We start from the raw sequence: 21,677 nt of genomic DNA on the forward strand, positions 1-21,677 counted from the left end.
TCCATTCAGAAAGCGCGCACTGGTCTACAGATTGGGTAACGCTTTGCCGCCTGGTGGAAGACCGGGCACCCACGACGCGGGTTCCAGTCGAGTGTCTCCCTTGCCGCCCTGGAAGCCCCCTCACATAATGGCCGCCATCTTCCCCGGAGAACACGTGCAGGATCACCGAGCCAGACCCCTCTTGGCCGTGACGGTTGCCCTTTTCGTCATGCTTCCGCGCGTCGGCTTCGGCGCCGCGGACGACAAGAAGCGCGCCGAGCGCGAGGCGCTCAAGGCTTCGCTGATGCAGGTGTTGCAACGCGAGCCCCTCAACGCCAGTCGCGTGGGCGTCCACATGATGAGCCTCGACGACGGCAGCGTGGTGTTCAGCCACAACGCCGACGAGCTGCTCAACCCCGCCTCGAACGTGAAGCTCGTCACGTCGGCGGCGGCGCTTGTCACGCTTGGGCCTGAGTACCGCTTCGAGACCGAGTTCCTCCTGGAGACCGAGTCCGACGGCGTCAAGGCCAAGACGCTCTACGTGCGTGGCAAGGGCGACCCGTCCATCACCACCGAGCGCCTCTACGGCATCGTGTCGGACCTCTTCCACACCGGCCTGCGTGAGGTGCAGGACATCGTCGTGGACGACTCGTGGTTTGACGCTGAGCGCACCCCGCCCGGCTTCGACCAGGAGGACTCGGACCGGGCCTACATGGCCCCCACTGGCGCGCTGAGCCTCAACTGGAACGCGGTGGGCGTGTTTCTGCGTCCCGGTGACACCGTGGGCTCCAAGGGCGTGGTGGAGATCGAGCCCCAGAGCGACTTCTTCGTGGTGGAGAGCGCGTTGACCACGGGCAACGCCCGGTCCCGCCGCTTCTCGGTGGCCTCGGATGCCGCGGGGGCCCAGCAGAAGATCATCGTGCGGGGCCAGGTGCCGCACGGCGGCGCCTACATGAGCGTGTACAAGAAGATCGACAACCCGCCCATGTACTTCGGCCAGACGCTCAAGCAGATGCTGAACGCGCGGGGCGTGAAGGTGAAGGGCAAGGTGAAGCAGGGCCTCGCGCCGCAGAAGGCGAAGCTGGTGTACGTGGCCCACTCGGACACCTTCGACATCATCCTCAAGCGCCTCAACAAGCTGTCGAGCAACTTCGTCGCGGAGACGCTCCTCAAGGTGATGGGCGCCGAGTCGCGTGGGGTGCCGGGCACCTTCGCCAAGGGCATTGACGTGGTGGAGGACTTCCTGTCGCGCGAGGTGGGCATTCCTCGCGGCACGTACGTGATGAAGAACGGCAGCGGTCTCAACGACGCCAACCGCTTCTCCGCCACGCAGATGGACCGCATTCTGCGCTACATGTACGAGCGCTTCCCGCTGGCGCCCGAGTACCTGTCCTCGCTGGGCATCGCCGGCAAGGACGGCACGCTCAAGTACCGCTTCGATGGGACGGAGGCCGTGGGCCGGCTGCGCGCGAAGACGGGCACGCTGGAGAACGTGTCGGCCCTCAGCGGCTACGTGCAGGCGGCGGGCGGGGAGAAGTTCATCTTCTCCATGATGGTGAATGACTACCCGGGCCGCTCTGGGCCGGTGGTGCGCGGGCTGGACTCGCTGGGCGCGGCGGTGGCCTCGGTGGGCTCCACGATGGGTCCGGGGCGCACGGTGGCGGAGCTGGCCAGCGAGGAGAAGTCGAGCACCCCCATGGCCGAGGTGACGAGCCGGGTGAAGACGTACCTGGCGCTGGGCAGCCAGCGTGACGCGCGCAACATCGGCTTCCTGCGCACGGCGTGGCGCAGCGAGCGTGACCCAGCGGTGCGGGCGGTGGTGGCCGAGAGCCTCTACCAGTCCAACCCGCAGGACTACCTCGGGGTGCGCACGCTGCTGGACAGCTACTCGGCGGGCACGGACGTGTACGGCCGGCTGCGCGCGGTGGCGCGTGAGCTGTCGGTGGAGGTGCCCGGTCTGGGCGCCATGGTGGAGCTGGCCGCCAGCGGCAACGCCGAGGCGCTCGCGCGCATCATCGAGCTGGCCGGGGCTTCCGCGGGCGACGCCGCCTCCGAGTCCGAGATGGCCGAGGGCCTGGGTGCGGTGGCTCGTACGGCCCCGGAGGAGCTGGTGCAGGCGATGCGGACGGCCTCGGCTCGGGACCGCGAGACGGCCACCACGCTGCTGGCGCGGGGGCTCGTCCAGGCGGGAGACGCGGAGCACCCCTTCTGGAAGGCGCTGCGCAAGAGCCTGGGCTCCACCGACACCAAGCTGGCGGAGTTCTCCCGCTCGCTGGAGGGCTCGCTGTCACGCAAGGTCGCCGAGGAGAAGGCGCCCAAGCCCCTGGTTCCCGTGCAGGTCGTGGCTCCGGCAGCCTCCGCGCCCATCGGCCCCGGCTCTGTCGAGCGTACGGCGGAGACCCGTCCGGGCGGGTGAGCCCCTGCCTGTCCGCTCGAGGGGTCTCCCTGCGAACACATGTCGCATAACCGGGTGAATCCCTGTTCAGGTGGGGACTCACCCGGTATGCTATAGGGCGAGTCCGGCGGTGGGCCTGGTGCCTGCCCTGGACGTATGTGACTGGCCCGTGGTGGGCCGGTCCTCGTGGAGAAAGGACGTCGTCATGGCTGGAGGAGTCAACAAGGTCATCCTCATCGGCAACCTCGGCGCGGACCCGGAGGTGCGCTTTACCCCGGGCGGCCAGGCGGTCGCCAACTTCCGCATCGCGACCAGCGATACCTGGACCGACAAGAACGGCCAGAAGCAGGAGCGCACGGAGTGGCACCGCATCGTCGTGTGGGGGAAGCTCGCGGAGCTCTGCGGCGAGTACCTGAAGAAGGGTCGCCAGTGCTACGTCGAGGGCCGCCTGCAGACGCGCGAGTGGACGGACAAGGAGAACCGGAAGAACTACACCACCGAGGTGGTGGCCAACGCGGTGACCTTCCTCGGCGGCCGTGACGGCGCCGGAGCGAGCGGTGGTGGGGGTGGTGGTGGCGGCCGCGGCTACTCGCAGCAGCGTGGCGGGGGCCAGCAGCAGGGCGGCGGCGGGTACGACGACTACGGCCCTCCCCCCATGGGCATGGACGAGGGCGGTGGCGGTGGCAACGGCGGCGGGGACGACGACATCCCGTTCTAGGCCAGGCCGCTCGCACCCGAGCGCAGGAAGTAGAAACGAAACGGCCGCTCCCGGGAAACCGGGGCGGCCGTTGTCGTTGCGGGCCTCGAGGGCGCTGCGCTCAGTGCATGTCGCCGCGCAGCCGGACGATCTCCTCGCGGGCGCGGATGACCTCTTCGGTGCCACCGGCCTGGTACAGCGCGAAGATGGCGCCCCAGCCCATGGCCAGCAGCACCAGGAAGATGACGATGGACCAGGGCTCGAAGCGGCGCATGGAGCGCTCGGTGGCCAGCAGGCCCCAGCCCATGGCGAAGCCCTGGAGGCCGTTGGCGAGGTGGTATGCCGTGCCCAGCACGCCCAGCAGGTAGACCATGATGGTGGGCGCATGCCAGTGCATCTCGTAGGCGATGGCCGCGAAGGGCTCCGCCTGGCCGTGAATCAGCCGCGGCTGGAGGAAGGCCAGCCAGATGTGGGCGCCCAGGAAGGCGAGCACGCCCAGGCCGGCCACGCGCTGAACGATGTACTTGAGGTTGCCGTAGTACGGGTAGGCGAGGTTGTTCGGCTTGAAGCTGAACATGCGCACCAGGCCCCAGCCGGTGTGGAAGAGCAGGGGCAGCATCACGATGAGGAACGTGAGGGCCTGGGCGTACGGGTGCTTGTACTGGGTGACCGCCGTCTGCCAGGCCGCGCCCCCGTAGAAGGCGGCGAGGTTGTCCCACAGGTGGTTCACCACCCAGATGCTCAGCGGCACCACGGCGAGGAACGAACCCAGACGGGACTGAAGGAGCGGCGTCTTCTGGGGAAGGGCAGCAGGAGCGGTAGCGGCTTGGGTGCTCATCGGTACTCCGGACATCGCGCGGATGGGGGCCGCGTCGAGTGACAGACGGACGGACGGACAGGGGGTTATAGCCGGTCCCCGGCGCGGGTAGGACTTTCTGCCATCAGGAAAGAGAGCCGGAGCACACGGAAGTATCAGCCCGGGTGATGCGTCCCCGTAGGACCTGCCCCGTTGGCTGCGGCCCGGGCAGGGGAGCCCCGGGCCTCATTGTCATTGGCGAGCGGCCCGCGGGTGGGCACGCTAGTTCCAGACCTTATGGCTGATGAACTCGTCAGTGGATTGTTGAAGGAAACCGACCTGCGCGTGGTGCTCGTCACCACCAGTGAGCTCGTCCGGAAGGCGCGCGAGCTGCACCGCTCCGCGACGGCCTCGGCCTCGCTCATGGCGCAGGGCCTCACGGCGGGCGCCCTGCTCGCCTCCCTGCAGAAGAGCGACTCGCGCGTGAATCTCCAGCTCGAGTGTGATGGACCGCTCCGGGGCCTCTTTGTGGATGCGGACACCGCGGGCGTGCTGCGCGGCTACGCGAAGAACCCCCTGGTGACCCACGTGGGCTCCGAGGGCGAGTACCACTGGCGTCCAGCGCTGGGGAACAAGGGCTTCCTCTCCGTGCTGCGCGACCTGGGCGGGGGCGAGTACTACCGCTCTGCGGTGGAGCTCGAGAGCTTCGACCTGGCCGGGGACCTGGAGCGCTACTTCACCATCTCCGACCAGCTGCCTACGCGCGTCTACCTCACCGTGCTGCCGACGCAGGCCAACGGTACCGAGGAGCCGCTGGGCCTCGTGGCGGGCATGTTGTTGCAGCCGCTGCCCAACGGGGACCAGGACGCCTTCCGGGCGCTCGGCGACAGGCTGACCCGGGACTTCGAGCCCGCCGTGCGGGCGCATGCCGGGCAGGGGGCGACCTCGCTGCTCAAGACGTTGGTGTCCCAACCGGACCTGGAGGTGATGTCCCGTTATCCGGTTTCCTTCACGTGCAGTTGCAGCAAGGACCGGGTGAAGCGGGCGCTGTTGTCCATGGGCCGCGCGGAGCTGGAGGACATCCTCGCCAAGGAAGGGCAGGCCGAGGCCGACTGCCACTTCTGCACGACTCATTACGTGGTCACCGGCGAGGAGATCCGAGAAATCCTGGCGGGCATGGCCCAGGCCTCGAGCTGAACAGGAGACGGGCGAGCGGATCCCCCGGGAGTGGCGGTACCGCGCCGCCCGGGGTATGACGCGGCACCGCTACCCCAGACCTGGAGTCCTCGCAGTGGCCACCAAGCGGGCAACGCCCAAGGCACCGCCCACCAAGGCACCACCCAAGGGCACGAAGGGCAAGCCCTCCCAGAAGCAGCAGGTGGAGAAGCTCGTCTCCATCCCCTCCGACGTGGTGCTCGCGCCTCAGGTGGAGGCGCCACGTCAGCTCACCGGGCGTGATCAGTCGCGCTCGAAGACGAGCATCCAGGAGCTGTCCTGGGCGGAGTTCGACCGAGCCGTGCAGACGCTCGCGCGCACCATCAGCCTGTCCTACAAGCCCCAGGCCGTGGTGGGTGTGGCGCACGGGGGCGTGTTCGTGGGCGGGGCGCTGTCCAGCGCACTCGGCTGCGACTTCTACCCGGTGCGCATCAGCCGCCGCAGCCGTGACAAGGGCGCGACGAAGCCGAAGCTGAGTGGGGAGATGCCGCGCGAGCTCAAGGGCAAGCGCGTGCTCATCGTGGACGACGTCGTCTCCAGCGGCGACACGCTGGAGCTGGCGACCGCCCTGGCCCGGAAGGTGGGGGCCCGGGAGGTGAACACCGCGGCGCTGGTGGCTCGTCCGGGGGGCTTCGCCCCGAGCTTCTGCGCGCTGCCCACCGACGCTCTTGTCGTCTTCCCGTGGGACTACGAGGCCGTCACCGAGGACACTCGCTTCGACGTGGACCCGGACAAGGCGGGGGCTTAGTCGAAAGAGAGCCGGGGGCGAGATGATCATTGGTACCGCTGGGCACATCGATCACGGCAAGACGTCACTGGTCAAGGCGCTCACCGGTATCGACACCGACAGGCTGAAGGAAGAGAAGCGTCGGGGCATCACGCTGGAGCTGGGCTTCGCGCACCTGGCGCTCGACGACAGCACGGTGGCCGGCGTGGTGGATGTGCCCGGGCACGAGCGCTTCGTGAAGGCGATGGTGGCAGGTGCTGGCGGGGTGGACCTGGCGGTGCTGGTGGTGGCCGCGGACGAGGGCGTGATGCCCCAGACGCGCGAGCACCTGGACATCTGCCGGCTGCTCGGCGTGAAGGCGGGTGTCATCGCCCTCACCAAGTCGGACCTGCTGGAGGAGCTGGGCGCCGAGTGGCGTGCGTTGGTGGAAGCGGACCTGGCCACGCTGGTGGCCGGTACCTTTCTGGAGGGCGCGCCGGTGGTGCCCGTCTCCTCGAAGACGGGGGCGGGGCTGCCCGAGCTGCGCGCCGCGCTCACCCGGGCTGCGCAGGGCCTGCCCTCGCGTCCCTCCGAGGGCCCCGCCTTCCTTCCCGTGGATCGCGCCTTCACCATCAAGGGCTTCGGCACGGTGGTGACGGGCACGCTGTTGTCCGGCACGCTGGCGGTGGAGGACGCCGTCTCCCTGCTGCCGGGCCTGCCGGGTCCCTTTCGTGTGCGCGGGCTGCAGATGCATGGCGAGCCGGTGCCGAAGGTGGCAGCGGGCCAGCGCACCGCCGTGAACCTGACGGGAGTGGAGCCCGAGGCCATCGCGCGAGGCATGGTGCTGGTGAAGGCCGGCGAGGTGCCCGAGACGTCCATGCTGGACGTGGAGCTGAGCCTGCTGCCCGCGGCCGAGGAGTCGCTTCCCCGGCGCCGCAAGCTGCTGCTGCACCTGGGCACTGCGCAGGTGGAGTGCACGGTGGCGCTGTTGGATTTGGAGAAGCTGGAGCCGGGCGAGACGGCGCTCGCGCAGCTGCGTCTCTCCGCGCCGATGGCGGCGTTGCCGGGCCAGCGCTTCATTCTTCGGGGCTCGCGTGCGCTGCCGGGTCGTGGCGCCACGCTGGCCGGTGGGCGCGTGCTGTCCATCACCCCACCGCGCCGACGCAAGGGTGGTGCCGAGGTGGTGGCCCCGCTGCTGGAGGCGGGCCCAGAGGGGCAGGTGGCGTGGTTGCTGCGCCAGGCAGGCTATCGCGGCCTCACCCAACAGGAGCTCTTTGCCCGCTCGGCGCTGGTGCCCAAGGTGCTCTCCCGGGCCTTGGAGCTACTGGGTGCGCGGGGCACGGTGCTGCTGGTGGACAGGGAGCGGCGCCTCTACCTTTCGGGTGAGGTGTTCGAGGGGCTGCGGGCTCGCGCCCTGGCGCTGCTCGCGGCCTTCCACGAGCGCGAGCCGCTGCGGGAGGGCCTGTCGAGGGAGGAGCTGCGCCAGCGCCTCTCCGGCGAGCTGGACGCGCGCATCTTTACCCGAGTGGTGCAGGCGCTGACGGACGGGGGGAAGGTGGAGGTGGAGAAGGAGGTGGTACGCCTCAAGGGGCGTGGCCGCACGCTGTCGCTGGACGAGGACGCTGCGCGCACGCGGCTGGTGGCGGATCTCTCCGCGGCGGGGCTTGCGCCGCCCACCCTCAACGAGCTGGCCGAGCGGCTGCGGTTGCCAGTCGCTCGGGTGCAGGAGTTGCTCAAGGTAGCGGTAGCGGAGGGCCGGGTGGCACGGGTGAGCGAGGAGCTCTTTTTCGACACAGGGGCGCTGGCCGGGCTGAAGGAGCGGCTGGTTGCTCACCTTCGTGAGAAGAAGGAGATTTCCACCCAGGCCTTCAAGGAAATGGTCGGGCAGAGCCGGAAGTTCGTCATTCCCCTCTCGGAGTACTTCGACCGCGAGAAGGTGACGCTGCGGGTCGGAGAGAAGCGGGTGCTGCGGCGCGCATGATGACGAAGCGTTACAGCGAGACAGCCCTACGGGCCCTCGTCGAGTTCTTCGGCAACCCCATGTACGTGGCCCAAGAGGGCCGAGTGCGTGTGGCGAACGAGGCCTACCTCGCGATGCTGGGGCTAGGCCGTGAGCAGGTAGAGGGCCGCTTCTTCCTGGACTTCGTTCGTCCGGAGGACCGAGCGCGCTTCGAGGTGCGCTATCGCCAACGCGAGCAGGGGACGTTGAAGGAGACGGACCCCCAGCGCTACCTGTTGCCCAGGGTGGGCGGTGGGCTGCTCGAGGTGGCGACCCACGTGCAGGAGGTGGAGCTGGAGGAGAGTGGCCGGGCCCTGCTCATCAACCTCCTGGTGCTGGGCGAGCGTCCGGCGGAGCTGGAGGTGGCCGAGCGCCTGGTGGAGACGTCCGCGGAGCTCGTTGCCGCGCGCTCGGAGGATGCGGTGCGGCGGGTGGCGCTGGCGGGCCTCTCGGCCGCCGGGCTCTCTGCGCGCTTCCTGATGCGAGATGGGGAGCGGTTCATCGACCGGGACGGAGCGCCGCCCCCGGGAGAAGGGGAGCTGGGGCTGAGGGCGCTGTCCGAGGGCCGGCCCGTCTTCGGCTCCGTCCAAGGCCTGTCCACGCCCGTCTACCTCCCGCTGGGCACCACGCTGTCGGAGGTGCTGTGGGTGTCCGGGCCGGGGTTGTCTCCCTCGTATGGCTCGGTGCTGGCGCTCTTCGCCAAGGTGGTGGGGGCCGCCCTCACCGATGCGCGGCTGTTGGCGGACGTGGAGCGAGGCCGGTGGGAGATGGTGGCTGTGGCCGAGGCGGCACGCTTCGTCGCCCAGCCGGAGCCCCCCTCGGCCGAAGACTTCCTCTCGCGCCTGGCCTCCTTGCTCGGCGCGGAGGCCGTGCTGCTGTATGCGCCCGAGTCGCCCGAGGGGGAGTTGGTCCTCACGGCGCAGGTGGGCCTGGACGGCGCGTTGAAGAACGTGCTTGCCGCGCAGCAAGGAGGCCTGTCACCGGCCGTCATGGCAGCCCGGGGCGCGGTGCTCTCCAACGAGGCCGAGGAGCGCGCGCTGCTGGAGGCCACGGGCGGGCGCCTGGGCTGCGGCGTGGCGATCCGCCTGTCGCATGGGGGCCATCCGCGAGGGTTCCTCCAGGTGCTGCGTCCGCCAGGGCGTCCCTTTGTCGGAGCGGACCTGCGGTTGTTGGGCACGTTGTCCGAGCTGTTGATGACGCTGTTGGATCAGCGGCGCCTGCGCTCCGAGTCTGCCCGGCAGCTCTCCGACACGCGCCTGTTGTTGGACCTGGCCCGTACCACCACGGCCACGCTGGAGGTGGCCAGCATCCTGGACGTGGCCTCCGACTTCCTCGTCAAGCTGCTGGACGTCTCCAACTGCTTCATCCTGCTGCACGACGAGCACGCGGGCGTCCTGCGCGGCGCCGCCGCCTCTGTCACCCACCGCGACTTCTTCCGCAGCGTGGTGATTCCCGTGGACGATCCCGTCAGCATCGCTGCGCGCGTGGCACGCGAGCGACGGCCCGTCGCCATCCCGGACCTGTCGAAGGTTGCGGAGCTGGAGACCCGCGAGCTCGTCCGCCGCTTCGAGGAGAAGGCCCTGCTGGGCCTGCCCCTCACCTCGCGCGAGGAGCTCATCGGCGTGGTGCTGCTGGATGACACCCGCCGGCCGCGCGCCTTTACCCCTGCCTTCGTCGAGCTGGCCGAAGCCACGTGTGGGCAGATTGCCTTGGCCATTGCCAACGCTCGCCTCTACGAGTCGCTTTGGGCGTCCTACGCGGAGCTGGCCGCGGCCCGAGCGGAGATGGTCAAGCGCGAGCGCCTGGCCGCACTCGGCGAGCTGTCCGCCATCGTGGCCCACGAGGTGCGCAACCCTCTGGGCGTCATCTTCAACGCGGTGGCCTCGCTGCGCCGCATGCTCAAGCCCGACGGCGACGCGGCCATGCTGCTGGACATCCTCGCGGAGGAGAGCGACCGGCTGAACCGCATGGTGGGAGATCTGCTGGACTACACCCGTCCGCGCGAGCCCATGCTGCAGCACGAGGACGTGCCGCGCGTGCTCCAGGACGCGGTGGACGCCGCGCAAGCCCAGCAGGGCGGCTCTTCCCGCATCTCTCTGTCCGCCGAGGTGGAGCCGGACCTTCCCCGTGTGCCGTTGGATAGACGCCTCATTCGCCAGGCGCTGGTCAACGTGCTGGTCAACTCCATCCAGGCCATGCCGCAGGGTGGGGTGGTGCAAGTGCGCGCTCGCCGTGAGGCCCACGGGAGCCGGGATGTGCTGCGCATCGATGTGGCGGACCAGGGCTGCGGCATTCCCACCGAGCTCGTGCACCGGGTCTTCGAGCCCTTCTTTACCACCAAGGCCCAGGGCACTGGCCTGGGGCTCGCCGTGGTGAAGCGCATCATCGAGGAGCACCACGGGGAGATGACCCTGGAGAGCGCTCCAGGCCGTGGCACCACCTTCACCTTCCGTCTACCCCTCACCCAGCCGACGAGTCTGCCGTGAACGACGCATCCACTCCTCTCCCTCGCGGTCGCATCCTGGTCGTGGACGACCAGCGAAACATGCGAGCCACCACGGCGCTCCTCCTGCGTTCCGAGGGCTACTCCGTGCTCGAGTCCGCCAATGGCGATGAGGCGCTCACGACCCTCTCCGGTGGCGGCGTGGACCTGATGTTGACGGACCTGAAGATGGAGCCCATGGACGGGCTCACCCTCCTCAAGAAGGCACTGGAGGTGGCGCCTCGCCTGCAGGTCATCATGATGACGGCCTTCGGCTCCATCGAGAGCGCGGTGGAGGCCATGCGCCAGGGGGCGTTCGATTACGTCACCAAGCCCTTCAAGGAGGGCGAGCTGCGCTACCGGGTGGAGCGCGCGCTGGAGCGGGCTCGGCTGCAGGCGACGGTGGACATGCTCGCTGGCGAGTTCAACGAGCGCCACGGCCTGAGCGCACTGGTGGGTGGCAGCCCGGCCATGCGCGAGCTGACGTCGCGGCTGGTGCGTGTGGCGCAGAGCGACGCCACGGTGCTGGTGCAGGGCGAGAGCGGCACGGGTAAGGAGCTTGTCGCCCGCGCGGTGCACGCGCACAGCCGGCGCAAGGACAAGGCCTTCGTCCCCGTCAACTGCGCCGCCATCTCCGAGACGCTGCTGGAGAGCGAGCTGTTCGGCCACGCCAAGGGCGCCTTCACCGGTGCGGTGCGGGCTCGCCGCGGTCTCGTCGAGGAGGCCGACGGCGGCACCCTCTTCATCGACGAGGTGACAGAGACGACGCCCGCCTTCCAGTCCAAGCTGCTGCGCACGCTGCAGGACGGGGAGGTGCGGCGCGTGGGTGAGTCCACTCCCGTGAAGGTGGATGTGCGAATCGTCGCCGCGACCAACCGCGACATTGAGCTGGAGGTGCAGGAGAAGCGCTTTCGGCAGGACCTCTACTACCGGCTCAACGTGGTGACGCTGCGCGTGCCGCCCCTGCGCGAGCGCCTGGAGGATGTGCCTGCCCTGGCCAAGCACTTCCTCGAGCGCGCCAATGCGCGAAGCCCGAACCCCAAGCGCCTGTCCGCGGCGGCGGTAGAGCACCTGATGGGCTACAGCTTCCCCGGCAACGTGCGCGAGCTGGAGAACCTGGTGGAGCAGGCGGCGGCCCTGGCTGAAAGCGAGGAGCTGCTGCCCGAGGACTTCCCCCTGCGCCCCAGCGCGCGTGTGGCGGCCAGTGGCCCGCTCGGGACTCCACCTGCTCCTACCGCTACTGACACCAGCGTCCAAATGCCCACGCTGGCCGAGGCAGTGGAGGAAGCTGAGCGTCGGGCGATTGCCCAGGCCTTGGAGCGGCACGGCATGGACCTGGGCCGCGTCGCCGAGGAGCTGGCCGTCTCCTCGACCACGCTATGGCGCAAGATGAAGCGCCTCAACCTCCGTCCGCTCGGGGGAGAGCACCGAGACTGAGGCTGTACGGAGGGTGTCGATTGAGGAACACCCCGCCAGGAATGCAATGTAGCTTCAGTCGTGAAAAGCAGAAGCACTTGAAATGATTGCGGATTTTCACCTCTGCAATCGAATTGCAGGGCTGCAATGCAGGGATGGGGGCCCCCGGGGGCATTAGAGTGCTAAGTGCCTGAATTTACTGGCTCCTGAGACTCAAACGCGCTGGCATGCGGAGTGCTATAGCCTACACCCGGAGCACATCGACGTGGCGATGAAGGTGGTTCCCCCCCACCCCTTCAGCGCTCCGGTGAGCTTAATTTAGAAGAACCCGCGGCCCGGTTCCCTTCCTGAGGGGACCGGGCCGCCTTCTTTTTGGGCCCTGGGCGCTGCACCACCTCCGTTCCGACGTGACTGGAAGAAACGGTGGTTTGCAGATCTGCAAGGGGATTTCAGAGCTGCAATGCAGGGCTGAAACCGGAGGAGCGGGCCGGAGAGGGGCAGAAGAGCTAAGTGCCTGGAAGTACAAGGCAATTGAGGTAAGGGCGGGCTGGCATGGCGAGTGCTAAAGGATAGACTCGGAGCACGTCGAAGTGAGGCTGAAGGAGGTTCCCCCCCACCGCCTTCAGCACTTCCGGTGAGCTTCCTAAGAAGAACCCGAGGCCCGGTCCCTTTCTGAGGTGACCGGGCCTCCTTCTTTTTGCGCCCCTGTCCTCCAGGCCTCGAGCAGAGGGCTTTGCAGATCTGCAAGGGGATTTCAGGGCTGCAATGCAGGGCTGAAAGCGGCCAGGGCCGTCGGGTGCGGCCAAAGCGCTAGGTGCCTGAAACCACGAGACTTTCAGGGCGAGGGTGGGCTGGCATGGCGAGTGCTAAAGGATAGCCTCGGAGCACGTCGAAGTGAGGCTGAAGAAGGTTCCCCCCCACCTTCTTCAGCACTTCCGGTGGGCTTTTTAAGAAGAACCTGCGGCTCGGTGTCCTTCCTGAGGATGCCGGGCCGCCTTCTTTTTGGGGCCCTGGGCTTCGCGCTCGTCTCTGCAGATCTGCAAGGGGATTTCAGAGCTGCAATGCAGGGCTGAAACCGGAGGAGAGGGCCGGGGAGGGGCAGAAGAGCTAAGTGCCTGGAAGTACAAGGCAATTGAGGTAAGGGCGGGCTGGCATGGCGAGTGCTAAAGGATAGACTCGGAGCACGTCGAAGTGAGGCTGAAGGAGGTTCCCCCCCACCGCCTTCAGCACTTCCGGTGAGCTTCCTGAGAAGAACCCGAGGCCCGGTCCCTTTCTGAGGTGACCGGGCCTCCTTCTTTTTGCGCCCCTGTCCTCCAGGCCTCGAGCAGAAGGCTTTGCAGATCTGCAAGGGGGATTTCAGGGCTGCAATGCAGGGCTGAAAGCGGCCAGGGCCGTCGGGTGCGGCCAACGCGCTAGGTGCCTGAAACCACGAGACTTTCAGGGCGAGGGTGGGCTGGCATGGTGAGTGCTAAAGGATAGCCTCGGAGCACGTCGAAGTGAGGCTGAAGAAGGTTCCCCCCCACCTTCTTCAGCACTTCCGGTGGGCTTTTTAAGAAGAACCTGCGGCTCGGTGTCCTTCCTGAGGATGCCGGGCCGCCTTCTTTTTGGGCCCTGGGCTTCGCGCTCGTGAGTTCAGCGCGCGGGAGCTGCGCGAGCGGGTGCCTCAGGCCTGCGCGATGCTCGAGCCCACGAAACGAAAACGCCCGGGCGGAAGCCGCCCGGGCGTTGGTGAATCCAGAAGCGTTGGCGCTCAGCGGCTGAACAGTGTGCCGGCCTGGGCGATCCACTCGGCCACGGGGCCGGGGATGATGCCGAGCACCACCACGGCGACCGTGGAGACCACCAGCGCGAGCTCGGTCATCCAGTTGCGCTCCAGGACGTGCGCACCCTCGGGCACGGGCCGCATGTACATGTAGACGACCACGCGCAGGTAGTAATAGGCGCCGGCCGCGCTGGAGAGCACCGCCACGATGGTGAGGCCGACGAGGCCCACGTCGACAGCGGCGCGGAAGAGGATGAGCTTACCGAGGAAGCCAACGGTGGGCGGAATGCCGGCCAGCGACAGCATGAAGGCCGCCATCGCGAAGGCCCAACCCGGCCGACGCTGCGCCAGGCCGCTGAAGCGCTCCAGGTCCCACGCGGTGCCCTTCTCCTCGTCCTCGCGGCGCTCCAGCATGGAGATGATGCCGAAGGCGCCCACCGCGGTGACGGTGTAGGCGAGCAGGTAGAAGAGGATGCCGCGCAGGGCCTCGACGCGGGCCACGGCCTCGGGGCTGGCGCCGACCAGCGCGGTGGCGCCGAGCAGCTTGAACTCCTGGCCCGGCTGCACCACGAAGAGGGCCGCCACGCCCAGCAGCAGGTAGCCGGCATGGGCGATGGAGGAGTAGGCCAGCATGCGCTTCACATTGCGCTGCGGGAGGGCCAGCAGGTTGCCCACCACCATGGTGAGCAGCGCCAGGGTGGAGAAGATGACGAAGGGCAGCTTCGCGTTGATGCCGCTGCCCACGGTGACGAACACGCGCACCATGGCGACGAAGGCGGCGGCCTTCACGCCCGCGCTCATGAGCGCGGTGACAGGGGTGGGGGCGCCCTCGTACACATCCGGCGTCCACATGTGGAAGGGCACCGCGGCCACCTTGAAGGCGAAGCCAGCGGCCACCAGCACCGCGCCCGTGTAGACGAGCGCCGCGCGGTTGTCGCCCATCGCGTTGCGCAGCGGCTGCACCATGTCCGACAGCAGCGTGGTGCCGGTGGCGCCGTACAGCAGCGCCGAGCCGTAGAGCAGCACCGCCGAGGAGAAGGCGCCGAGGATGAAGTACTTGAAGCCGGCCTCGCTCGGCCGCGTGCCGCGCCGCAGGTAGGACGTCAGCGCGTACGTGGCGATGGAGAGCACCTCGACGTTGACGAAGAGGGTGATGAGCTCGTTGGACAGGCCGAGCAGGCTCATGCCGGCGCCCGCGAAGAGCATCAGCGCGTAGAACTCACCGCGCTCGGCTCCACGCGTACGCAGGAAGCCGGCCGCGGTGAGCGACGCCAGCGCCAGCGCCACGCAGACGATGAACGTCAGGAAGCTGGAGAAGGGATCCAGCGCGCCGAAGCCGAGGAACACCTCGCGCGCCGGCTCGACGAGCAACGACAGCGACACGATGCCGGCGATGACGGACGTGACGGTGGACAGCACCGCCTGGTAGCCGCGCGACGCGTGGGCGGAGAGGAACACCTCCGAGACCAGCAGGATGCACGCGCCCAGCACGAGGATGAGGGCTGGGATGACCGGGAGGAAGTCTGCCGAGGTGAGGGTGGGCAGGTTCATGGTTGGAGGCTCTCGACTAGCGCCGGTCGGCGAGGGGACCCGCCGGCAGGGCGTTGGGGGCGGCGGCCATGCCCGAGGGGGGCAGGTCCATCACCGTGATCCGCACGTCGCCCGGCTGCACCCGGCTGCCTGGGGTGCCGAGGCTGGCGCGGTTGACGAAACGCTCGGTGGACGGGTTGATTCGGTCCAGGAAGGGCTGGGGCATCAGGCCCATCACCACCACCAGCACGAGGAAGGGCGCCACCGTGGCGAACTCGCGCAGGTTCATGTCCGTCAGGTGCTGGTTCTCGCGGTGGGTGAGCGGACCGAAGAACACCTTCTGCACCATCCACAGCATGTAGGCCGCGCCGAGGATGACGCCCAGGGCCGCGAACACGCCGTAGCCCAGGCCCAGGCTGCTCTTGAAGGTACCCAGCAGCACCAGGAACTCGCCAACGAAGCCGTTGGTCCCCGGCACCGCCACGGACGAGAAGGTGATGATGAGGAAGGCCGTCGTGTACACCGGCACCACCTTGGCGATGCCGCCGTAGTCCGACATCAGGCGGGTGTGGCGCCGCTCGTAGAGGAAGCCGAACAGGAGGAACAGCGCGCCCGTGGACACGCCGTGGTTGAGCATCTGGTAGGCGCTACCGGTGGCGCCCTCGCCGGTGAGGGCGAGCATGCCCAGCATGCAGTAGCCCAGGTGACTCACCGAGGAGTAGGCGATGAGCTTCTTGATGTCCCGCTGCGCCAGGCACATGAGCGCGCCGTAGACGATGCCAATCACCGACAGCACGGCCAGGAAGGGCCGGGCCTGCTGCGCGGCCGCCGGGAAGAACGGGATGGCGAAGCGCCAGAAGCCGAAGGTACCCATCTTCAGCATGACGCCGGCCAGAATCATGGAGCCCGCCACGGGCGCCTGGACGTGGGCGTCCGGCAACCACGTGTGCACCGGCCACATCGGCACCTTGATGGCGAAGGCCAGGGCGAAGGCGGCGAACATCCACGGGCCCCAGCGGTACAGCATGCTGGCCATGCCCGTCAGCCCCGAGCAGTCCCCGTTACCCATGCAGGTGGAGATCTCCCGGTTGGCGGCCAGCAGGCTGTTGTAGATGGTGGCGTAGTCGAAGGAGCGGTTCCCCGGCGTGCTGCTGATGAAGTAGAGCGCGACGATCGCCACCAGCATCAGCAGCGAGCCCACCAGCGTGTAGAGGAAGAACTTCACCGCCGCCATCTGGCGATCCTCGGCGCCCCACACACCCACCAGCAGGTACATGGGGATGAGCATCGCCTCCCAGAAGATGTAGAAGAGCAGCACGTCCAGGGACACCAGCGCCCCCAGCATCACCGTCTGCAGCACGAGCAGCGCGAGGTGGAACTCCTTCACGCGCTCGGTGATGTACGTCTGCGAGGCCATCACCACCAGGGGCCCCAGGAAGACGGTCAGCAGGATGAGGCTGATGGCCAGGCCGTCCACGCCGATGTGGTAGCTGACCCCGAGCTGCTCGAGCCACCGTGTGCGGTACTCGAGCTGGAACTCGGCGCCGCCCGGCTCGAAGCGCAGGTAGGCCCACACACCGAACACCAGGTCCACCAGCATGCCGATGAACGTGATGGTGCGGATCTGCCCGCGCTCTCCGGCGGGCAGCAGGCAGATGAGGGCCGCGAACAGCAGCGGCAGGTAGACGACGAGGTTGAGCAGATGGGTTTCGAAGAAGCTCATTGCAGCACCTGGATGAGCGCGTACACCGCGCCGCCGAGCAGGGCCAGCGCCATCACCGCGGCATAGGCCTGTGCGTCTCCCGTCTGCACGTAGCGCAGCGCGCTGCCGAGGCGGGTCGTGACCCACGCCGTGCCACGCACCGCCACCGTGTCGATGAGGAGGCTGTCCACCAGCTTGAAGAGGATGGCGCTCACGTTCTTCACCGGCCGGATGACCAGGAACTCGTAGGCCTCATCCACGTAGAACTTGTTCTGCGTGAAGCGACGCGCCGCGCGGGCGAAGGCCGGAACCGGCTGACCCACCCGCGAGGGGAAGAACTTCATGTACATGAACGCCGCCGCCGCACCGCCGGACACCGCCACCACCCATGCCACCAGGTAGCTGCCGAGCGTGGGCAGGCTGTGGTCCAGCTTCACCAGGTCGCCGCGCGCGGCGATGCGCTCGGCACTGGCGAACACCGGGCCCAGGAAGTTCTCCATCACCGGCTGCATGCCATTGCGGCCCGGCATCAGTGGCAGCGCGTACACCAGGGCCACGACGCTGAGCACCGCCAGGACAACCAGCGGCAGCGTCATCTGCCAGGCGCTCTCGTGCGCGTGGGCAATCTTGGCCTCCGGCGAGCGCTTGCCCTCGAAGGTCAGCAGGTACACGCGCGACATGTAGAAGGCCGTGCAACCGGCGATGAGCAGGCCCACGTAGTAGAGCACGTGGGTGGCCGTCTCGTAGCCGTGCAGGTGGTTGGCGTGCACGCCGTGGAAGATGGCGTCCTTGGAGAAGAAGCCGGAGAGCGGGACGATACCGGTGATGGCCAGCGTGGACACCAGGAAGGTGCCCCACGTCCACTTCATCTCGTGGCGCAGGCCGCCCAGCTTCTTGATGTCCGTCTCGTCCGCGTTGCCGTGCATCACGCTACCGGCGCCGAGGAAGAGGCAGGCCTTGAAGAAGGCATGGGTGACCAGGTGCAGCACCGCCGCCCAGAACACGCCCACGCCCACGCCCATGAACATGATGCCCAGCTGGGACACCGTGGAGTAGGCGAGCACCTTCTTGATGTCGTCCTGCGCGAAGGCGATGAGCGCCGCCAGCAGCGAGGTCAGCGCACCGATGATGGCCACGGTGATCATCGCCGTGGGGCTCATCACCAGCAGGTAGCTCATGCGGCTGAAGAGGTAGACACCCGCGGTCACCATCGTCGCCGCGTGGATGAGGGCGGAGACCGGCGTCGGGCCGGCCATGGCGTCCGGCAGCCACACGTACAGCGGGAACTGGGCGCTCTTGCCCGCCGCACCCAGCAGGAACAGCAGCAGGGCCACCGTCAGCACGCCACCGAAGGTACGGCCCTTGAGCGGACCCTCCGCGATGGGCGTCGCCAGGTTGACCGCGGCCTGCGTCCCCTCTGCCGAGGGCAGCGCGTTGGCCATGACCTCCAGACCTTGGAAGGCCAGGGGGCCCTTCATCTGCAGGCCCTCGCGGAAGCGCACCTGGGCGGTCTCCGCGTTGCCGGCCGCCGCGGCGAAGTTGCCCGTGTTGGCCTGGCTGTTGAACGCGCCCACCAGGAGCACGATGAGGAAGGAGGCGATGAGGAACGCGAAGTCACCGATGCGGTTGGTGACGAAGGCCTTGCGACCGGCCCACGCCTTGGCCGTGTCCGAGTACCAGAAGCCGATGAGCAGGTAGCTGGCCATACCGACGCCCTCCCAGCCCACGAAGAGCAGGACGAGGTTGTCGGCCATCACCAGCGTGAGCATCGCGGCGACGAAGAGGTTGAGGTACGCGAAGTACCGCCAGTAGCTCTCGTCGTGCTCCATGTAGCTGGTGGAGTACAGGTGGATGAGGAAGCCCACGCCGGTGATGACCAGCAGCAGCGTCCCCGACAGGTGGTCCACCATCAGGCCGAAGTTCACCCGGAACGTTCCGGCGGAGAACCACGTCCCGTAGTCGTAGCCAATGGCGTAGCGGATGGCGCTGGTGGAGAACGAGCTCTCCATCGCCACGGGGGTGGCGCCCGGAGGCGCGTGGTTGACGCACCAGAAGGCCACCACCGACAGCACGAACGAGCCGGCCACCGTCGCGCACGCGATGAGGTTGACGTTGCCGCGGCCCAGCATCTTGCCGAACACGCCGCACACGAACGCCCCCAACAGGGGCAGCGCGATGATGAGCCACAACGACTGCGCGAAGATGGCGGGGTCCACCGGCGCGGTCATGAAGTATTGCTTGAGGGCATCCATGGGAAGGGGGGCTCTCTTGGCGGAAGGGGAGGCCGGAGCGTCAGTGCTTCATCGTCCGGATTTCTTCGATATTGATGGTGCCCCGGCTGCGGAACACGGCGATGACGATGGCGAGGCCGATGGACGCCTCGGCTGCGGCCACCGCGATCACGAAGAAGGCGGACACGTGGCCCGACACATCGCCGTTCGCCTTGGCAAAGGCCAGGAACGTCAGGTTCGCCGCGTTGAGCATCAGCTCCACGCACATGAAGACGACCAGCGCGTTGCGGCGGATCAGAACGCCGAACATGCCCATGCAGAACAGGGCGGCGGCGAGGATCAGGTAATAGGAGATGGGAACCATGTGCTCAGATCCTCGACTTGGCCACCACGACCGCGCCCACCATACCGACCAGTAGCAGCAAGCTCACTGCTTCGAAGGGCAGCAGCCACTTGGTGAAGATGGTCTGACCGATGACCGCCAGTGTGCCGAAGCCCGACTGCACTGCCTGCGCCCCAGTGAACGCCCCGGTGGTCGGCATCCGCCAGATGGCCATCACCAGCACCACCAGCAGGCCCGCCGCGGCGGCCCCACCGGCAATGCGCGAGACCGTCATCCGCGGCCCGGACGAGGTCGACTCGCCCAGATTGAGCAGCATGATGACGAAGAGGAAGAGCACCATGATGGCGCCCGCGTAGACCAGCACCTGCAGCACCGCCACGGTGTGGGCCCACAGCAGCACATAGATGCCGGCCAAGAAGAAGAACGTGGCCACCAGCGACATGGCGGAGCTGATGGGGCTCTTGGCGAAGATGACCAGACCGGCCGACAGCAGCGTCAGGAGCGCGAAGGCTCCGAAGAGAACCAGCTCGATGTTCACGACCAGTCTCCGAACGCGCCCCAGGGCTTGTCGCCGAACGGGCAGCGGTGCTCGCGGATGTGCGCCTCGAACTCGTCACGGAAGCGCATGAGGAAGGAATGGGTCGGCAGCGCCGCGGCATCGCCCAGCGCGCAGATGGTGTTGCCCAGGCCGATGGGCGGGTAGGGCGCGATGGAGGACGCCACGTTGCTCAGGATCTCCACGTCACCCGGCTCGCCGCGGCCCTCTTCAATCTTGCGCAGCAGGCGCGTCTGCCACGGCGTGCCCTCGCGGCACGGCGTGCACTGGCCGCACGACTCCTCGGCGTAGAAGCGCGCCACACGCCACAGGCTGCGCACCATGCAGGTGGTGTCATCCATCACGATGACGCCGCCGGAGCCCGCCATGGTCTGCTTCACCTTGACGGCCTCGAACTCCATGGCGATGTCCAGCTCGTCCGGGCTCAGGATGGGCGCCGACGAGCCGCCCGGAATCACGGCCTTCACCTTGCGACCCGCCGGCAGGCCCCGGCCATACTTGTCGTCGAAGATCAGCTGGTTGAAGGTCGTCTCCAGCGACACCTCGTAGACGCCCGGCCGGTTCACCGTGCCGGAGAGGCACACCAAGCGGGTGCCGCCCGACTTGTCGGTGCCCAGCCCGGCGTACCAGGCCGCGCCGCGGGTGAAGACGTGGGGCACGCTGGCGAGCGTCTCCACGTTGTTCACCACCGTGGGGCTGCCGAACAGGCCCACCACCGCGGGGAACGGCGGCTTGAGGCGGGGCCAGCCCTTCTTGCCCTCGAGGCTCTCCAGCAGCGCCGTCTCCTCGCCGCAGATGTAGGCGCCCGCGCCGCGCACCACGTAGCAGTCCAGCTGGTAGTCCTTGCCCAGCACCTTCTTGCCGAAGATGCCCGCGGCGTAGGCCTCACGGATGGCCGCGTTGGTGCGCTCCGCCTGGAACTTGAACTCGCCGCGCAGGTACACGTAGCAGGTGTGCACGCCGAGCGCGTAGGACGCGATGGCGATGCCCTCCAGCATCATGTGCGGGTCGTTCTCGAGGATGTAGCGGTCCTTGAACGTGCCCGGCTCGGACTCGTCACCATTGACCGCCAGATACTTCGGCTTGGGGCTGTCCTTGGGGACGAAGCTCCACTTGAGCCCGGTGGGGAAGCCTGCACCGCCGCGCCCGCGGAGGTTGGACTTCTTCACCTCGTCGATGATCTGCGCAGGCGTCAGCTCCAGGGCCTTCTCCAGACCCTTGTAGCCGCCGCGCTTCCGGTACTCATCGAGCGTCCAGGAGTTGGGCTTTCCCCAGGCGCTCGAGATGAGCGGTTCAAATGCCGTTGTGGCCATGAAATCAGGTTCCTTGATGCAGGAGTTCAGGGGAGCTTGTCGAAGATCGCGTCCACCTTGGCCTTCGTCAGGCTCTCGTGGTGCTCCTCGTTGATTTGCAGGCACGGCGCGGTGCCGCAAGAAGCCAGGCACTCGGTCTCGCGCAGGAAGAAGCGCTCGTTGGCCTCACCGGCCTTCAGCCCGAGCTTCTGCTCCAGGTAGGCGAGCATCTTCTCCGCGCCCCAGAGGGCACAGGAGAGGTTGGTGCACACGTCGACGGTGTACTTGCCGGGCTTCTTGAGGTGGTACATCACGTAGAAGCTCGCCACCTCATAGGCGCGCTCGGGCGTGACGCCCAACCGGCTCGCGACCAGCTTGAGCCCCTCGGGGGGCAGCCAGCCTTTCAAGTCCTGCATCAGCCGCAGCGCGGGGAGCATCGCGGCGCTCTTACGATCCGCGGGGTAGTGGGAGAGAATCTCCGCGATCTCCGCGTCGAACTTCTTCTGCTCTTCGGGGGTGAACAGGGGCTCCGCCATGGCGGGGGCTTCGTAAGGCCCGAAAGGCTACGTTGTCAAC

At 67.9% G+C, this 21,677-nt stretch carries 15 protein-coding genes; 7 read left to right on the forward strand and 8 right to left on the reverse strand.

The window, feature by feature from the left end; translation table 11 throughout:
- The first annotated feature begins 154 nt into the window (after positions 1-154).
- Together dacB and F0U60_RS09105 are read left to right on the forward strand one after the other, a co-directional pair.
- Positions 155-2,395, forward strand: coding sequence for a D-alanyl-D-alanine carboxypeptidase/D-alanyl-D-alanine-endopeptidase (dacB, locus tag F0U60_RS09100; protein WP_395825142.1), 2,241 nt, complete (start codon positions 155-157; stop codon positions 2,393-2,395).
- A gap of 184 nt (positions 2,396-2,579) precedes the next feature.
- Positions 2,580-3,092: a single-stranded DNA-binding protein gene (locus F0U60_RS09105; RefSeq protein ID WP_395816712.1), complete on the forward strand. Its 513-nt coding sequence runs from the start codon at positions 2,580-2,582 to the stop codon at positions 3,090-3,092.
- Positions 3,093-3,192: 100 nt separating this feature from the next.
- Here the strand turns inward: F0U60_RS09105 and F0U60_RS09110 are convergent, their stop codons facing one another.
- The gene (locus F0U60_RS09110) at positions 3,193-3,909 is read right to left on the reverse strand and encodes a succinate dehydrogenase (RefSeq protein WP_395816714.1); all 717 of its coding nucleotides are present in this window, start codon (positions 3,907-3,909) and stop codon (positions 3,193-3,195) included.
- Between the two features lie 255 nt (positions 3,910-4,164).
- Here F0U60_RS09110 and F0U60_RS09115 point away from each other — a divergent pair, with 255 nt between their 5' ends.
- The 5 genes from F0U60_RS09115 to F0U60_RS09135 all read left to right on the forward strand — a co-directional run bounded on the left by F0U60_RS09115 (position 4,165) and on the right by F0U60_RS09135 (position 11,706).
- Entirely contained in the window at positions 4,165-5,064 is a 900-nt protein-coding gene (locus F0U60_RS09115) for an Hsp33 family molecular chaperone HslO (protein WP_395816717.1), read from the forward strand.
- A 94-nt stretch (positions 5,065-5,158) separates the two neighbouring features.
- Positions 5,159-5,830 (forward strand): phosphoribosyltransferase, encoded by a 672-nt coding sequence (locus F0U60_RS09120; RefSeq protein WP_395816719.1) that lies wholly within the window; start codon positions 5,159-5,161, stop codon positions 5,828-5,830.
- Positions 5,831-5,852: 22 nt separating this feature from the next.
- The gene (gene selB, locus F0U60_RS09125; RefSeq protein ID WP_395816722.1) at positions 5,853-7,769 is read left to right on the forward strand and encodes a selenocysteine-specific translation elongation factor; all 1,917 of its coding nucleotides are present in this window, start codon (positions 5,853-5,855) and stop codon (positions 7,767-7,769) included.
- Positions 7,766-10,273, forward strand: coding sequence for an ATP-binding protein (locus F0U60_RS09130; RefSeq protein ID WP_395816725.1), 2,508 nt, complete (start codon positions 7,766-7,768; stop codon positions 10,271-10,273). Before selB ends, F0U60_RS09130 begins: the two co-directional genes overlap by 4 nt.
- A gap of 41 nt (positions 10,274-10,314) precedes the next feature.
- On the forward strand, positions 10,315-11,706 hold the full coding sequence (locus tag F0U60_RS09135) for a sigma-54-dependent transcriptional regulator (RefSeq protein WP_395825145.1): 1,392 nt from the start codon (positions 10,315-10,317) through the stop codon (positions 11,704-11,706).
- Positions 11,707-13,435: 1,729 nt separating this feature from the next.
- On the opposite strand, the gene F0U60_RS09140 is transcribed toward F0U60_RS09135, so the two are convergent.
- From F0U60_RS09140 to nuoE, 7 genes are read right to left on the reverse strand one after another with little or no spacing between them, the layout of a single operon-like run.
- Positions 13,436-14,998, reverse strand: coding sequence for an NADH-quinone oxidoreductase subunit N (locus tag F0U60_RS09140; RefSeq protein ID WP_395816728.1), 1,563 nt, complete (start codon positions 14,996-14,998; stop codon positions 13,436-13,438).
- A gap of 16 nt (positions 14,999-15,014) precedes the next feature.
- Complete coding sequence (locus tag F0U60_RS09145; protein ID WP_395816731.1) at positions 15,015-16,700, reverse strand: NuoM family protein; 1,686 nt, start codon at positions 16,698-16,700, stop codon at positions 15,015-15,017.
- On the reverse strand, positions 16,697-18,931 hold the full coding sequence (gene nuoL, locus F0U60_RS09150; RefSeq protein ID WP_395816733.1) for an NADH-quinone oxidoreductase subunit L: 2,235 nt from the start codon (positions 18,929-18,931) through the stop codon (positions 16,697-16,699). The genes F0U60_RS09145 and nuoL overlap by 4 nt, the downstream gene beginning before the upstream one ends.
- A 40-nt stretch (positions 18,932-18,971) precedes the next feature.
- Entirely contained in the window at positions 18,972-19,274 is a 303-nt protein-coding gene (nuoK, locus tag F0U60_RS09155; RefSeq protein WP_395816735.1) for an NADH-quinone oxidoreductase subunit NuoK, read from the reverse strand.
- 4 nt (positions 19,275-19,278) lie between these two features.
- Positions 19,279-19,791: an NADH-quinone oxidoreductase subunit J gene (locus tag F0U60_RS09160; protein WP_395816738.1), complete on the reverse strand. Its 513-nt coding sequence runs from the start codon at positions 19,789-19,791 to the stop codon at positions 19,279-19,281.
- Positions 19,788-21,122 carry an NADH-quinone oxidoreductase subunit NuoF gene (gene nuoF, locus F0U60_RS09165; protein ID WP_395816740.1) on the reverse strand — a complete coding sequence of 445 codons (1,335 nt, stop codon included), beginning with the start codon at positions 21,120-21,122 and terminating at the stop codon, positions 19,788-19,790. Before nuoF ends, F0U60_RS09160 begins: the two co-directional genes overlap by 4 nt.
- 26 nt (positions 21,123-21,148) lie before the next feature.
- A complete protein-coding gene (gene nuoE / locus F0U60_RS09170; RefSeq protein WP_203411204.1) occupies positions 21,149-21,637 on the reverse strand; it encodes an NAD(P)H-dependent oxidoreductase subunit E in 489 nt (162 codons plus the stop codon).
- Positions 21,638-21,677: the final 40 nt, after the last annotated feature.

This window comes from Archangium minus (assembly GCF_044360475.1).
GTDB classification, from domain to species: domain Bacteria; phylum Myxococcota; class Myxococcia; order Myxococcales; family Myxococcaceae; genus Archangium; species Archangium minus.